This is a genomic window from Streptomyces sp. 2-1 (assembly GCF_048564895.1).
GTDB lineage: Bacteria > Actinomycetota > Actinomycetes > Streptomycetales > Streptomycetaceae > Streptomyces > Streptomyces phaeochromogenes.
The window spans coordinates 980,972-995,307 of the sequence record NZ_CP183383.1 but is presented as its reverse complement, the minus strand read 5'-3'; the positions used below and the strand labels follow the sequence as shown (position 1 = coordinate 995,307).

At 68.8% G+C, this 14,336-nt stretch carries 11 protein-coding genes; 4 read left to right on the top strand and 7 right to left on the bottom strand.

What is annotated here, in order from left to right; all coding sequences use genetic code 11:
• Positions 1 to 496 precede the first annotated feature (496 nt).
• Positions 497 to 1,030: a hypothetical protein gene (locus ACN20J_RS04525; protein WP_419665292.1), complete on the top strand. Its 534-nt coding sequence runs from the start codon at positions 497 to 499 to the stop codon at positions 1,028 to 1,030.
• Positions 1,031 to 1,093: 63 nt separating this feature from the next.
• On the opposite strand, the gene ACN20J_RS04520 is transcribed toward ACN20J_RS04525, so the two are convergent.
• Positions 1,094 to 2,017 carry a LysR family transcriptional regulator ArgP gene (locus ACN20J_RS04520; RefSeq protein WP_246575047.1) on the bottom strand — a complete coding sequence of 308 codons (924 nt, stop codon included), beginning with the start codon at positions 2,015 to 2,017 and terminating at the stop codon, positions 1,094 to 1,096.
• Between the two features lie 65 nt (positions 2,018 to 2,082).
• On the opposite strand from ACN20J_RS04520, the gene ACN20J_RS04515 reads away from it, so the two are divergent.
• Positions 2,083 to 2,694 (top strand): LysE/ArgO family amino acid transporter, encoded by a 612-nt coding sequence (locus tag ACN20J_RS04515; protein WP_189839171.1) that lies wholly within the window; start codon positions 2,083 to 2,085, stop codon positions 2,692 to 2,694.
• On the opposite strand, the gene ACN20J_RS04510 is transcribed toward ACN20J_RS04515, so the two are convergent.
• Positions 2,594 to 3,649: a DMT family transporter gene (locus ACN20J_RS04510; RefSeq protein WP_419665291.1), complete on the bottom strand. Its 1,056-nt coding sequence runs from the start codon at positions 3,647 to 3,649 to the stop codon at positions 2,594 to 2,596. The genes ACN20J_RS04515 and ACN20J_RS04510 overlap by 101 nt on opposite strands.
• A 224-nt stretch (positions 3,650 to 3,873) precedes the next feature.
• Between ACN20J_RS04510 and ACN20J_RS04505 the strand changes: the two genes are divergently transcribed.
• Complete coding sequence (locus ACN20J_RS04505; protein WP_246575111.1) at positions 3,874 to 4,446, top strand: TetR/AcrR family transcriptional regulator; 573 nt, start codon at positions 3,874 to 3,876, stop codon at positions 4,444 to 4,446.
• A 153-nt stretch (positions 4,447 to 4,599) separates the two neighbouring features.
• Positions 4,600 to 5,943, top strand: a complete 1,344-nt coding sequence (locus tag ACN20J_RS04500; protein WP_419665290.1) for an MFS transporter — start codon at positions 4,600 to 4,602, stop codon at positions 5,941 to 5,943.
• A gap of 284 nt (positions 5,944 to 6,227) precedes the next feature.
• Here ACN20J_RS04500 and glgB read toward each other — a convergent pair whose 3' ends face one another.
• The 5 genes from glgB to ACN20J_RS04475 all read right to left on the bottom strand — a co-directional run bounded on the left by glgB (position 6,228) and on the right by ACN20J_RS04475 (position 14,161).
• Positions 6,228 to 8,390, bottom strand: coding sequence for a 1,4-alpha-glucan branching enzyme (gene glgB / locus ACN20J_RS04495; protein ID WP_419668832.1), 2,163 nt, complete (start codon positions 8,388 to 8,390; stop codon positions 6,228 to 6,230).
• Positions 8,391 to 8,475: 85 nt separating this feature from the next.
• Positions 8,476 to 9,897: a maltokinase N-terminal cap-like domain-containing protein gene (locus ACN20J_RS04490; RefSeq protein ID WP_190228301.1), complete on the bottom strand. Its 1,422-nt coding sequence runs from the start codon at positions 9,895 to 9,897 to the stop codon at positions 8,476 to 8,478.
• A 14-nt stretch (positions 9,898 to 9,911) separates the two neighbouring features.
• Positions 9,912 to 11,642, bottom strand: coding sequence for a maltose alpha-D-glucosyltransferase (treS, locus tag ACN20J_RS04485; RefSeq protein ID WP_419665289.1), 1,731 nt, complete (start codon positions 11,640 to 11,642; stop codon positions 9,912 to 9,914).
• Entirely contained in the window at positions 11,639 to 13,693 is a 2,055-nt protein-coding gene (locus tag ACN20J_RS04480; RefSeq protein WP_419665288.1) for an alpha-1,4-glucan--maltose-1-phosphate maltosyltransferase, read from the bottom strand. Before ACN20J_RS04480 ends, treS begins: the two co-directional genes overlap by 4 nt.
• Positions 13,694 to 13,849: 156 nt before the next feature.
• On the bottom strand, positions 13,850 to 14,161 hold the full coding sequence (locus tag ACN20J_RS04475; RefSeq protein ID WP_189841969.1) for a DUF5133 domain-containing protein: 312 nt from the start codon (positions 14,159 to 14,161) through the stop codon (positions 13,850 to 13,852).
• Between the last annotated feature and the right edge of the window lie 175 nt (positions 14,162 to 14,336).

Sequence of the window (14,336 nt, the reverse complement as noted above, 5' to 3'; positions counted from 1 at the left end):
CTCAAGAGGCATTGCTGAACGCGGCTCAAGTTTCTGGATCGAGCGGGTCGGGAATCGGCCAGAATTGCCACTGAAATCCTCACCCGATCAACCGGGACGGCCCGGCCGATGGGGTATGTCGGCGAGGCTGAACGGATTCTGGCATTCAATCGATTCAATAATCAACAGCGAAAATGTGAGGGAAATGCGAGCGGCCTTATTCGGCCTGCGAAGTCCACTTGGTTGGCTCAAATGCAGCGCACAGCATCTGGCGCCGGAGGTGGGGCCCTGGCCGGCACCGGCGCCGCCGGGCGCCGCGTCGCCGGCCCGGGCCGGGGGACGTGATGTGCAGCACGCCGCGGCGGCGGCCGTGACGCCTGTGAGAGGGGTTCTGGCTGGGCACGGCTTGATCAGCGATCAAGCCGGGTAAAATCCCTGGCCAACGCCCATTCTGCTCATTTGACACCTCGTCGCGCTCAGGGATAGACAGCAGCCCTCTGAGGTCGAGAGGTGAACCGTGTACGAGCCGAATGTGGTCGGGGACTGGCAGGAGTACGACGATGAGCATGCCGGCCTGCGCATTCGCGTTCATGGCTTGGAGAAGGCGGAGCCGCCGCGCGGGCGTGACGACGCGGCCGAGGGCCTGATCTACTTCCGATTCCGGGTGACCGTCGAAAACCGGACGACCGAGCATTTCGGCATTCATCTCGAAGACGGCCAGCTCGACATCCGTATCGGTACCGACGGCGAGAGCGCGTTTCTGGACTGGCGCAACTCGCAGTTCATCGAGGGCTTCGACGTCTATCCACTGCGGCGGGCTACCGCGGTCCTGTTCGCCGCGGCTCCCGAAAGCGGCCTCTCCTACGTGGACATCCAGGTCCAGTTGAAGGTCGACGACGAGTGGACCGAGCGCTACCTCTGGTCCGGCGGCATCGGCCTGCACGAGCCGGCGGTCGGCGTCGGCGCCCGCCCCGAATCCGCGGCAGACGGTCTCGCCGCCCAGGTGATCAGCTTCCTGGAGAGGGAAGCGGGCCAGGGCCCGGCTTCCTGACGCCTGGAAAGGCAGAGCCGTTCTGGTCAGAGCCGTTCTGGTCGGAGCCGCTCTGGTCGAGGATCAGCGGCCTCGTCCCGAGTCCAGGGCCTCGGAGGCCGCAGCCGCGACGGCCTCTGACACGGCGGCGAGCGCCGGGAAGTCGAGCTTCCACTGCTGCCAGTACAAGGGAATGTAGATCTTCGACTCCGGCGCGAGATTGACGAGCCGTCCCGAGTCGAGCAGCGGCGCCGCCTGTACCTCGGGAACCATGCCCCATCCCATTCCGGCCGCGACGGCGTCGACGAACCCCTCCGAGGTCGGCACGAGATGCCGCAGTGAACTCGCCGTGCCGCGACCGCGTTTGAGCCCCCGGACGAACGCGTCCTGGAGATCGTCACGTCGGTCGAAGGTCACCACGGGCGCGTCGCCGATCACATCCCGCAGGGGCGTGTCCGGCCACCCGCCGAGCCGCCGCGCGGCGAAATCGGGGCCGGCCACCGGGACGTACCGCATACGCCCGAGACTCCGCACGGAACAACCCGTCACCGCCTCCGGCGACGAGGTCACCGCCGCCATCACCAGCCCCTCGCGCAGCAGCGCGGCAGTGTGGTCCTGGTCCTCGCGGCGCAACTCGTAGCAGAGGCCGAGCTCCTCCGGTACGCGGGCGAGCGCGGGCAGGAACCAGGTCGCCAGCGAGTCGGAGTTCACCGCGATCGACAGCCGCGTCGGCTCGGCGGACCCCGACATGCCGAGTTCGGTCCTGGCCTCGTCCTCGAGGCGGGCCAGTTGGCGCGCGAACCGCACGACGACCTCGCCGGACTCGGTCGGCCGGACCGGCTTCGTGCGCATCAACAGGACACGCCCCGTGCGCTGTTCGAGCGCCTTGACCCGCTGGCTCACCGCCGACGGCGTCACATGGAGCACCATGGCCGCCGCGTCGAACGTGCCCTCGTCGACGACGGCCAGCAGGGTACGCACCTGGTCGAGGGGAAGCTCTGTCATCACGAGCGCTAATGATACGTAAGAATCTTTAGCTGTACTCTTGACGGCCGCCTTCCTAGCGTGTCCCTGTGACCAGCACTCTGACCGCCGCTGCCGCCGGGTTCGGTACCGGCCTCTCCCTCATCGTCGCCATCGGCGCACAGAACGCCTTCGTCCTGCGGCAGGGCATCCGCAGGGACGCCGTGCTCGCGGTGGTGGGCATCTGCGCCCTGTCCGACGCGGCACTCATCGCCCTCGGCGTCGGCGGTGTCGGGGCGGTGGTGGTGGCCTGGCCGGAGGCGCTGACCGCGGTCGCGCTGATCGGCGGCGCCTTCCTCATCGCCTACGGCTGTCTCGCCGTACGCAGGGTGTTCCGGCCCTCGGCGCTGATCGTGGAGACGGGGACGGCCGGCTCGCGACGGCGGGCCGTACTCACCTGTCTGGCGATGACCTGGCTCAACCCGCACGTCTACCTGGACACCGTGTTCCTGCTCGGCTCCATCGCGGCCGACCGCGGCCCGCTGCGCTGGACCTTCGGCCTCGGTGCCGTCCTCGCCAGCCTGGTCTGGTTCGCCGCCCTGGGCTTCGGCGCCCGGCTGCTCAGCCGCTTCCTGGCCCGGCCGTCGGCGTGGCGCGTACTGGACGCTCTGGTCGCCGCGATGATGATCGCGCTCGGTGCCAGCCTGATCGCCGGGGCGTGAACGGCCCCGGGGCCGGAGGCTGTTGGCGGTCCTGGTCGTCAAGGTGGCGGTCGTCGCGGTCGTGATGGCTGTGGTGGTCGTGGTGGTCGTGGCGGTCTCCTCGGTGGACGACGGCGACGGCCAGGAGGCCGAGTGCCAGTCCCACCACCGTCTGCGTCCCGAAAGGTTCGCCGAACATCAGCGCACCCCAAACGGCCGTGACGGGGGCCATCAGGAACATGAGGGTGTTGACCTTGGTCACCCCCGACCGCCGCAGGATCAGCCAGTACAGCCCGTACCCGCCGAACGTGGAGAGCACCACGAGCCACACCACCGCGGTCCAGAAGGAACCGCTCGCGGGTGGTGTCACCGCGCTGGTGGCCGCGGCAAGTGCTGTGAACACGACGGCACTTGTGACGGCGTGGACCGTCATCGACACCATCGGACGGACGTCCGTACGGGACCGGCGGTCCAGGAAGGTCGCCGCCACCAGGGACAGCATGCCGAGGAACGGCACGAGATACGCCCACCACGCGACGCCCGTCCCGGCGCCCGCGTCGGCCACGGTGACGACGGCGACACCGGTCACGCCCAGCCCCAGTCCGAGCCACTGCCTGCGCGACACCGGCAGGCCCAGCAGCGGCCCGGCCAGCGCTCCGGCCACCAAGGGCTGTGTGCCGTCGATCAGAGCCGTAGTACCGCTGGAGACGCCCAGCTCTATCGCGTAGTAGACCGTCAGGAGATAGCCGCTCTGCGACAGCGCCCCCACGGCGGCCTGCCGGACGAGAACGCGGGGTGTGAGCCCACGCCACGAAGCCCGCGTCGCGGTCAGCGCGATGACGCCCAGGACAACGGCGAGTGGCAGGAAGCGCCACATGAGAAGCGTGACGGTGGGGGCGCTGCCCGATCCGAGCTTGGCCCCGATGAAACCGGAGCTCCAGGCCCCGACGAACGCGATCGACAACAGGATGTTCACGACACCGCACACCTCCAAGGCCGGACGACCGACACGAGTAGACCGATCTGTATACCTGGCACCGAGTATACAGATCGGTCTACTCTGGAGGAATGAGCACCTCGAAGACGCAGAGCGCGCAGGGCACGCAGAGCGCGCGGAACCCATCGAGTACGCCGAGCACGCCGAGCACGTCGAATACGCCGATCTCGTCGACCGCCTCGAACGGGCCGCGCCGAGTGCCGCTGACCCCCGGCGCCCGCCGGGCGCTGGAGGCGGCCGGGCGGCTGTTCTACGACCGCGGTATCCACGCCGTCGGCGTCGACCTCATCGCCGCCGAGGCCGGTGTCACGAAGAAGACGCTCTACGACCGGTTCGGTTCGAAGGATCAGATCGTCGTCGAGTACCTGGCCGACCGTGACGAGCGCTGGCGGGCCTTCCTCACGCCCCGCCTCGACGCGGCCCACACCCCGCACGACGGCGTTCTCGCCGTCTTCGAGGCCTCGCGCGACTGGATGGACGCGTCCAGCCCACGCGGGTGCAGCATGGTCAACGCCCACGCGGAGATCGACGACACGTCCCACCCGGCGTACGCGATCATCACCGGCCAGAAGCAGTGGATGCTCACCCTGTTCACCGACCTCGTACGCCCTCTCGCGCCCGCCTCGGCCGACTCCCTGGGCCGCACTCTGATGCTGCTCCACGAGGGCGCCCTCGTGGCCCACGGTCTCCGCATCTTTCCCGGCGCACTCGACCACGCCCGTGAGCAGGCGGCAGCGCTTCTGGCGACGGTCGAGGACTCACGCACGACGGGCTGACGCGCTCGCCTGCCCGCTTTGTCGGGTGCCCCGTCCCGTCCACGGATCGGTCCGCCGGGCGAAGGCGGCCCCGTATCGGCGATAGTGATCCTCGAATCGAAAGATGTATCGAGCAATCAGGTCGAGTGGTCGGGTCGAGGAACCAGGACGGGCGTGGACACGAGCAAGAGCGGTGCGGAAAACAGCGCGGAATCGGAGACCGGGGCGCTGGGGTCGGCGGTACCGGCTGAACCGGCAGAACCGGAGAGAAGCGGCGGCTGGCGCCGCTGGGCCATGGACACCCGGCCGCTGCGCCGCCCCGCCTACCGCCGCCTCTGGTCCTCGACCATCGTCACGGCCGTGGGCAGCCAGCTCACCGCCGTCGCCGTACCCAAGCAGATCTACGACATCACCGGATCCTCGGCCTGGGTCGGTTACGCGAGCTTCGCGGGACTCCTGCCCCTTGTCGTCTTCGCGCTGTGGGGCGGTGCGATCGCCGACAGCGTGGACCGGCGCAAGCTCCTCCTTGTGACGAACATCGGGATCGCAGTCACGTCCCTGCTCTTCTGGATACAGGCCGTCACCGGACTCGAATCGGTCGGCGTCCTGATGGTGCTGCTCGCCGTCCAGCAGGCGTTCTTCGGCCTCAACTCCCCGGCCCGCCAGGCCTCCATCGCCCGGCTGGTCCCCAAGGACGAACTGGCCGCGGCGAACGCGCTCGGCTCGACCGTCATGCAGACCGGCCTCGTCGCCGGCCCGTTGCTGGCCGGAGCGCTCATCCCCGTCGTGGGCCTCGCCGAGTTGTACCTGATCGACGCCCTGGCCCTGTGCGCCACGGTATGGGCGGTCTACCGGCTCCCCGCGCTGCCGCCCCTGGGCACCACCACGGCTGCCGCCGGGCGGGCAGGGCTGCGGGGGATCGCGGAGGGCTTCCGCTACATCTCCCTCAATCAGGTGCTCCTGCTGTCCTTCCTCGCCGACATCGTCGCCATGGTCTTCGGCATGCCGCGCGCCCTGTTCCCGCAGCTGGCCGCCCAGACGTACGCCCCGTACGGAGAGGGGCTCGCGCTCGGGCTTCTCTTCGCGGCGATTCCCATCGGTGCGGTGCTTGGTGGACTGATGTCCGGTACGTTCTCGCGTGCGCGGCGGCACGGGTTCATGGTCATCGCCGCGGTGGTCGCCTGGGGAGTAGCCATCACGGGGTTCGGCCTGAGCTCCAATCTGTGGGTGGGGGTGGCGTTTCTCGCCGCCGCGGGGGTTGCCGACATGGTCTCCATGGTCTTCCGCGGGGCCATCCTTCTGTCGGCCGTCACCGACGAACTTCGTGGCCGTATGCAGGGCGTCTTCACGGTCGTCGTCGCGGGTGGTCCGCGCCTGGCCGACGTCCTCCACGGGACGGCGGGCTCCGCCCTGGGCGCCCGTACGGCTGTCGCCGGTGGCGGGCTGCTTGTGGTCGTCACGATGTTGGTGCTGGCGGCGACGATGCCGGCGTTGCGGCGGTACCGGGGGAGTGTGTAGGGCTTTTTTCGCCCCCGCCGCCCCTACCCATTCCCATCCCGTACTCAGGGGCTTCGCCCCCGAACCCCCAAAAGATTGCGCAGTTCCCCGCGCCCCTAGGTTTCTAGGGGCGCGGGGAACTGCGCAGTCCAGCCACGACTCACCCGCGCACATCCACCCCGCAAGCCCCCACCCACCCAGCCGCCACTTCCCTCCAGCCTCTCCGGCGTTTGAGGAGCGGGGGTTCGGGGGCGGAGCCCCTGAAAAGGGACGGGAATGGGTAGGGGCGGCGGGGGCGAGAAACGCTATGCCGGCCGCAGCCACACCGTCGCCAGCGGCGGCAGCGTAAGCCGCACACTCGCCGCCCACCCCTGCTCCCCCTGAGCCTCGGCTTTGACGGGGCCGAGCCCCGTCACACCGCTGCCTCCGAAGGACACCGCATCGGTGTTCAGAACCTCCCCCCACGCAGGCACGTCATCCGGAACCCCGAGCCGGTACTCGTGCCGCACCACAGGCGAGAAGTTGGACACGGCGAGCAACGGCGAGCCATCCGCGTCGAACCGCATGAATGCGAAGACATTGTCCTCAGCCGCACCCCCGGCGACCCAGGCGAACCCGGAGGGGTCACAGTCCCGCTCCCAGAGCGCCCGCGTCACCCCGTACTGACGATTGAGCTCCCGGACGAGGTCCCGCACACCCTGGTGATCGGCGGCGGCCCCGTACGACGGGTCGAGGAGCCACCAGTCGGGCCCGTGCGCCTCGGACCACTCGGCGCCCTGCGCGAACTCCTGCCCCATGAAGAGGAGTTGCTTGCCGGGGTGCGCCCACATGAAGCCGAGATACGCCCGGTGCGTGGCCCGCTGCTGCCACCAGTCACCCGGCATCTTGGACACCAACGACTGCTTGCCGTGGACGACTTCGTCGTGGGAGATCGGCAGGACGTAGTTCTCGCTGTACGCGTACACCATCGAGAACGTCATCTCGTTGTGGTGGTACTTGCGATGGACGGGCTCGTGCGCGATGTACTCGAGAGAGTCGTGCATCCAGCCCATGTTCCACTTCAGACCGAACCCCAGACCACCACTGTCGGTGGGACGGGTCACCCCCTCCCAGGCGGTCGACTCCTCGGCGATGGTCATCACACCCGGCACTCGTCGGTAGACCGTCGCGTTCATCTCCTGGAGGAACGCGACCGCGGCGAGATCCTCGCGCCCGCCACGGACGTTGGGCGCCCACTGCCCGGGCTCGCGGGAGTAGTCGAGGTAGAGCATGGAAGCCACCGCGTCGACCCGCAGGCCGTCGATGTGGAACTCCTCGCACCAGTACACCGCGTTGGCGACGAGGAAGTTGCGCACCTCGGTGCGACCGTAGTCGAACTCGTAGGTCCCCCAGTCGGGATGCTCGGCGCGGCGCGAGTCGCCCGGTTCGTACAGCGGCTCCCCGTCGAAGCGGGCCAGCGCCCAGTCGTCCTTCGGGAAGTGGGCGGGCACCCAGTCCATGATCACGCCGATCCCGGCCCGGTGCAGCGCGTCGACGAGGTACTTGAAGTCGTCGGGTGTACCAAGCCTGGAGGTCGGTGCGTAGAAGCCGGTGACCTGGTAGCCCCAGGAACCGCCGAAGGGGTGCTCCGCCACCGGCATCAGCTGAACATGGGTGAAGCCGAGGTCCTTGACGTACTCCGGGAGCTCCTCCGCCAGTTGACGGTACGACAGCCCCGGTCGCCAGGACGGCAGATGGACCTCGTAGACGGAGAACGGCGCCTCGTGCACGGCGATGTCCCCGCGGTGCGCCAGCCACTCCTGGTCGCCCCACTCGTGGTGGGACGCCGTCACGATCGACGCCGTCGCGGGCGGCACCTCGGTCCGGCGTGCCATCGGGTCGGCCTTGAGGAACCGGTGGCCGTGCCGTGAGGTGATCTCGAACTTGTACCGCGCGCCCTCGCCGATGCCCGGCAGGAACAGTTCCCACACCCCGGACGAACCCAGGGACCGCATCGGGAACGCGGTCCCGTCCCAGTGGCTGAAGTCCCCGGCCACCCGGACACCCCGCGCGTTGGGTGCCCAGACGGTGAAGCGCGTGCCGGCCACACCCTGGTGGGCCATCGGCTCGGCGCCGAGCGCCTTCCACAGCTGTTCGTGCCGTCCCTCGCCGAACAGATGCAGATCGAACTCGCCGAGCGAGGGAAGGAACCGGTAGGGATCCTGAACTGCCAGCTCGCTGCCGCCCTCGTACTTCACCAGCAACGTGTACTCGGGGAACGAATCGAGCGGCAGTACACCCGAGAAGAGACCATCCCCCTCGCTGTCCAGCTCCATGCGCCGCCCGTCCGCCAACAACACGGCCACGGCCATGGCGAACGGCCGCAACGCGCGGAAGACGACCCCGTCCTGCACGGGATGGGCCCCCAGCAGCGCGTGAGGATCGTGGTGGGCGCCCGACAACAGACGCTCCCGATCCGTCACGTCCATGGGGAACGCCGACGGCCGCGCTGCGGGCCGGACGTCCTCGGTCACCGGAAGAGTCACGGCTGCGGTGATGTTGCGGGCCACGGGTTCAGCCTCCTTGAGCGCTGTGGAATGAGTGGAAGGACGGGACCGGCTTCTGCGGACCAGTGCCGGAGGATGCGGGGGCGAGCTCGGCGAGGCGGGCGATCGCCGCCATCGGTACGGGCAGCCAGTCGGGTCGGTGCCGGGCCTCGTACAGCACCTCGTACACGGCCCGGTCCGTCTCGTAGGCGCGCAGCAACTCGGGCTCGGCGCGCGGGTCCCAGCGTGCCTGGGCGGCATACCCCGCGCAGTACGCGTCCCGGCAGCGCCGCGCCCACTCCGGACGCCACGGGCGACGGCTGCGGGCGGCGTAGTCGAAGGAGCGGAGCATGCCCGCGACATCGCGTACGGGAGGCTGGGGGTGCCGTCGCTCGGCGATGGGCCGGGCCGGTTCGCCCTCGAAGTCGATGACGAACCACCGCGTTCCGGCCCGCAGCACCTGACCGAGGTGGAGATCGCCGTGGATCCGCTGCACCGGACGGCCCGAGTCGAGGGCGGCCAGTGCGTCGAAGGCACCCCGCAGCCCGTCCACGTACGGCAGCAGGTCCGGCACCGACCGGCTCGTGGCGTCCAGCCGCTCGTTCATCGAGGCCGCGAGCCGTCTGCTCCGGCGTCCGACCGGGACGCCGAGGGCGAACGCACCGGCCAGTGCGAGATGCACCTCGGCCGTCGCCTTGCCCAGCTCGTACGCCTCGTCGGTGAAGTCCCGTCCCGCGGCGAGCGATTCGAGTGCCAGGGTCCATCCGTCGTCGGCATCGCGCAGGAAGGGCTGCAGCACACCGAGGGTCGCCTCCTGCGGCTGCGAGGTCCGGAACCATGCCACAGGTGCGGGTACGCGGGTGCAGCCCTGCCGGGCCAGCGCCCAGGGCACTTCGAGATCAGGGTTGATGCCGGGCTGGACCCGCCGGAAGATCTTCAGGATGTACGAATCCCCGTACACCAGCGAGGAGTTGGACTGCTCCGCGTCGAGGAGACGTGGGGTGAGACCGGCGGGGATCGCCACATGCGCCTCGCGCTCGAACCGCAGTGGGCCCACCGTCCCCGGAGTGCGCAGCCGTTCCAGGAGCAGGTCCGCCGACCGGGGCTCCTGAAGGGCGTCGTACACCATCATTCCGGCCAGCGGTCCCTCGCTTGCCCGGCCGATACGGGTGTGGGCCAGCCGTGGTGGCAGGACCTCCCGGACACCGAGAAGCAACTGGTAGCAGTCCCCGGGCAGATGAGCGGCGGTGTCGTGCCGCGTACTGACCAGGAGATGCAGGCATCCCGGATGCAGCTCGGTCGCCGACAGCAGCGCCAGCTCCGTGACCCGCCGGCCCTTGCCCGCGAACCAGCGCTGCTCCGGCAGCCACGTCCGCAGCAGTCCCGCGAGAGACGTCAGCAGAAGAGCCGGACTGTGACTGCTGGGGCGGGGTGATACGACCTTGCGCATGGCGACCCGTCCTTTCAGGCGCACACCATCAAGCGCTGTTTGGTGTGGGGAGCTACCGCGCGGAGTCGGAACCAGTAGAAGCCGTGTCCGGCGAGGGTGAGGAGGTAGGGGAGTTCGCCGATGGCGGGGAAGCGGACGCCGCCGATGAGTTCGACGGGGTGGCGTCCGCTGAAGGCCTGGAGGTCCAGTTCGGTGGGCTGGGCGAAGCGGGAGAAGTTGTGGACGCACAGGACGAGGTCGTCGCCGTGTTCGCGCAGGAAGGCGATGACGGCGGGGTTGGAGGAGGGCAGTTCGGTGTAGGAGCCCAGGCCGAAGGCGGGGTTCTGTTTGCGGATCTCGATCATCCGCCGGGTCCAGTGCAGCAGCGACGAGGGCGAGCTCATGGAGGCTTCGACGTTGGTGACCTGGTAGCCGTAGACCGGGTCCATGATCGTCGGCAGGTAGAGGCGTCCCGGGTCGCAGGAGGAGAAACCGGCGTTGCGGTCCGGGGTCCACTGCATGGGGGTGCGGACCGCGTCGCGGTCGCCGAGCCAGATGTTGTCGCCCATGCCGATCTCGTCGCCGTAATACAGAATCGGGCTGCCGGGCAGGGACAGCAGCAGGGCGGTGAAGAGTTCGATCTGGTTGCGGTCGTTGTCCAGCAGGGTGGCCAGCCGGCGTCGGATGCCGATGTTGGCGCGCATGCGCGGGTCCTTGGCGTACTCCGCGTACATGTAGTCGCGTTCCTCGTCGGTGACCATTTCGAGGGTGAGCTCGTCGTGGTTGCGCAGGAAGATGCCCCACTGGCAGCCGGAGGGGATCGCCGGCGTCTTCGCGAGGATTTCGGAGACCGGGTAGCGGGACTCGCGGCGCACGGCCATGAAGATGCGCGGCATGACGGGGAAGTGGAACGCCATGTGGCATTCGTCGCCGCCGGCGCTGTAGTCGCCGAAGTAGTCGACGACGTCCTCGGGCCACTGGTTGGCCTCGGCGAGGAGGACGGTGTCGGGGTAGTGGGCGTCGATCTCGGCGCGGACCCGCTTGAGGACCTCGTGGGTGGCGGGGAGGTTCTCGCAGTCGGTGCCCTCCTCCGCGAACAGGTACGGCACCGCATCGAGGCGGAAGCCGTCGATGCCCAGGTCCAGCCAGAACCGCAGCGCGGAGACGATCTCCTCCTGGACGGCCGGGTTCTCGAAGTTCAGATCCGGTTGGTGGGAGAAGAAGCGGTGCCAGTAGTACTGCTTGCGGACGGGGTCGAAGGTCCAGTTGGAGGCTTCGGTGTCGACGAAGATGATGCGGGCGTCGGGGTATTGCTTGTCGTCGTCGGCCCACATGTAGTAGTCGCCGTAGGGCCCGTCTGGGTCGTTGCGGGACTGCTGGAACCAGGGGTGCTGGTCGCTGGTGTGGTTCATGACGAAGTCGATGATGACGCGCATGCCGCGTTGGTGGGCGGCGTCGACGAATTCGACGAAGTCGGCGAGGTCACCGAATTCGGGGAGGACGGCGGTGTAGTCGGAGACGTCGTAGCCGCCGTCGCGGAGCGGGGATTTGAAGAAGGGGGGGAGCCAGAGGCAGTCGACGCCGAGCCATTGCAGGTAGTCGAGTTTGGCGGTGAGGCCTTTGAGGTCGCCGATGCCGTCGCCGTTGCTGTCCTGGAAGGAGCGGACGAGGACTTCGTAGAAGACGGCGCGTTTGAACCATTCGGGGTCCCGGTCTTTCTGCGGGGTGTCTTCGAAGGTGTCCGGGACGGGCTCGTTGACGATCATGGTGTGGGTGACCCTCCGGTTGGCGGTGAGGACGGTCGCAGGACGGTCAGTACGTGCGCGGGCTGGTGCCCGGGCGCTAGGCGTACGTAGTTGGTCCTGCCCCAGTGGTAGGTCTCGCCGGTGAGCTCGTCGCGCACCGGGAACGACTCGTGCCAGTCGAGGCCGAGTCGTGGCATGTCCAACGAGACCGTGGCCTCCTGGGTGTGGTGAGGGTCGAGATTCACCACCACCAATACCCTGTCGGACTCGTCGTGCTTGCTGTACGCGAGCACCGCATCGTTGTCGGTCTCGTGGAAGTGGAGATTCCTGAGCCGGCGCAGTGCGCTGTGCTGCCGTCTGATCCGGTTCAGGGAACCGATGAGAGGCGCGATGGAACGCCCGTCACGCTCGGCCGACGCCCAGTCCCGGGGCCGCAGCTGGTACTTCTCCGAGTCGAGGTAGTCCTCACCGCCCGCCCGGAACGGGGTGTTCTCGCACAGCTCGTATCCGGCGTACATTCCCCAGGCCGGCGAAAGGGTCGCCGCCAGAACGGCCCGCACTTCGAAAGCCGGCCGGCCGCCGTGCTGGAGATACCCGGGCAGGATGTCGGGCGTGTTCACAAAGAAGTTGGGACGCATATACGCGGCGACGTCGTCGCTCGAGAGTTCGGTGAGGTATTCGGTCAGCTCGGCCTTGGTGTCGCGCCAGGTGAAGTAGGTGTACGACTGCTGGAAACCCACGCGCGCCAAGGAATGCATGATCTCCGGGCGGGTGAACGCCTCGGCCAGGAAGATGACATCGGGGTCGGTGCGGTTGATGTCCGCGATGACCTGCTCCCAGAACAGCACCGGCTTTGTGTGCGGATTGTCCACGCGGAAGATCCGTACACCGTGGTCCATCCAGAACCGCAGAATCCGCCCGGTCTCGGCGACCAGACCCGGCATGTCCTTGTTGAAGGCGATCGGGTAGATGTCCTGGTACTTCTTCGGCGGGTTCTCGGCGTACGCGATCGTGCCGTCCGAGCGGTGGTGGAACCACTCCGGGTGCTTCTCCACCCACGGGTGGTCCGGCGAGCACTGGAGCGCGAAGTCCAGGGCGACTTCGAGATCCAGCTCCGCCGCGGTGCGTACGAAGGCGTCGAAGTCGTCGATCGTGCCCAGATCCGGGTGGACGGCGTCGTGCCCGCCCTCTGGTGAGCCGATCGCCCAGGGGACTCCGACGTCCTGACGGCCTGCCGACAGGTTGTTGTTGGGGCCCTTGCGGAAGGTCGTACCGATGGGGTGGATCGGTGGCAGGTACACCACGTCGAAGCCCATCTCCGCGATCGCGGGCAGCCGTCGCGCGGCGGTCCGGAACGTGCCGGTGACCGGCGGCTTGCCGTCCTCGACCACCGCGCCCTCCGAGCGCGGGAAGAACTCGTACCAGGAGCCGTACAGCGCCCGCTCCCGCTCCACCAGCAAAGGCAGCGGGGCCGACTGGGAGACCCGTTCCCGCAGGGGGTGGTCCGCCAGCGCCGTGTCCACGTCCGGGGTCAGGACGGCGGCGAGGCGGGCGATGGGCGGCCGGGACTCGTCGCGCAGGGCGGCAACGGCGGTCAGTACCGCCGCTCGCCCGGCCTCGTGCGGGACTCCGGAGGCGGCCCGTTCGTACAGTTCGGCGCCTTCCTCCAGGACCAGCCCGACATCGATGCCCGCCGGAATCTTGATGCCGGCGGCGCGGCGCCAGGTGGTCACGGGGTCGGACCAGGCCTCCACCCAGTAGACCCAGTCGCCCACCGATCCGGGGGTGACCTCGGCGCCCCAGAGGTCGGTGCCGGGGGCCAGTTCGCGCATCGGGGTCCAGGGGCCCGTACGGCCCTGCGGATCGCGCAGGACGACGTTCGCGGCGACCGCGTCGTGACCCTCGCCGAAGACGGTGGCGGTGACCTGGAACGTTTCGCCCGGTACCGCCTTCGCCGGGCGGGTGCCGCGGTCGACGGCCGGTCGGACATCCACCACAGGGACGCGGCCGATCGGGACGATGGGCACGCGGCCAACAGGGGGGACACGGCCGTCGGCCGGGTTGTCGGTCATGGATCTCACCTCCGTCGTCATCTGCGAACTTCTGCGCTTTCTTCGCTGTGCTTGCTTCTTCGGCGTTCGCGCCGTCCTCGCCGCTCCCGCCGTTCCTCGTCGTTCTCGTCGTTCCTCGCGCCCGGTCCGAGCCGGGCAGCAGCGTCGGAGATCCCGTTACGCCACCGGGCTTGCCGCGAGACCGTCGGAACGGCCGGGCCTGCCGGACTTGGCGGGGCGTCTGCCGTTGGCCGAGCCGCCTTTGGCCCGGTCGCGGCGGCGGGCGCCCGGCCCGACCGACAGATAACGCTCGGCGGCGTGTACGGCCTCCCGCGCGCAGCGTTTGCCCATGAGCACGCACAGCGTGTATCCCGTGTCCTCGAAATTGCCCCGCGCCGCACGGTCGGCGGGGGCCGCGAGCATCATGCGTTCCCAGGCTCGGTACAGCTCCAGATGCCTGGCGACCTCGGTTTTGGCAGGCAGCAGCATTTCACTGGTCACCTTCCACTCCCTCGAATGTGCACGGTTCGCCCGGATCGTGCGTGAGGCCCGTGCACGGAGAGGCATCGACCGACTACAGCGGCCGACGCCCTCACCCATGGTGCACGCGGTGACACTCAACGTCCTGTTGTCGCTTCAACTACATCAGGCGCGCTCTCGTGTT

Bases quoted from the DNA above. Each gene is read 5' to 3' on its own strand.
- ACN20J_RS04490 (WP_190228301.1), bottom strand. From the start codon at position 9,897: ATGCGCAAGGTCGTATCACCCCGCCCCAGCAGTCACAGTCCGGCTCTT.
- ACN20J_RS04480 (WP_419665288.1), bottom strand. From the start codon at position 13,693: ATGACCGACAACCCGGCCGACGGCCGTGTCCCCCCTGTTGGCCGCGTG.
- ACN20J_RS04475 (WP_189841969.1), bottom strand. From the start codon at position 14,161: ATGCTGCTGCCTGCCAAAACCGAGGTCGCCAGGCATCTGGAGCTGTAC.
- treS (WP_419665289.1), bottom strand. From the start codon at position 11,642: ATGATCGTCAACGAGCCCGTCCCGGACACCTTCGAAGACACCCCGCAG.
- glgB (WP_419668832.1), bottom strand. From the start codon at position 8,390: ATGGACGTGACGGATCGGGAGCGTCTGTTGTCGGGCGCCCACCACGAT.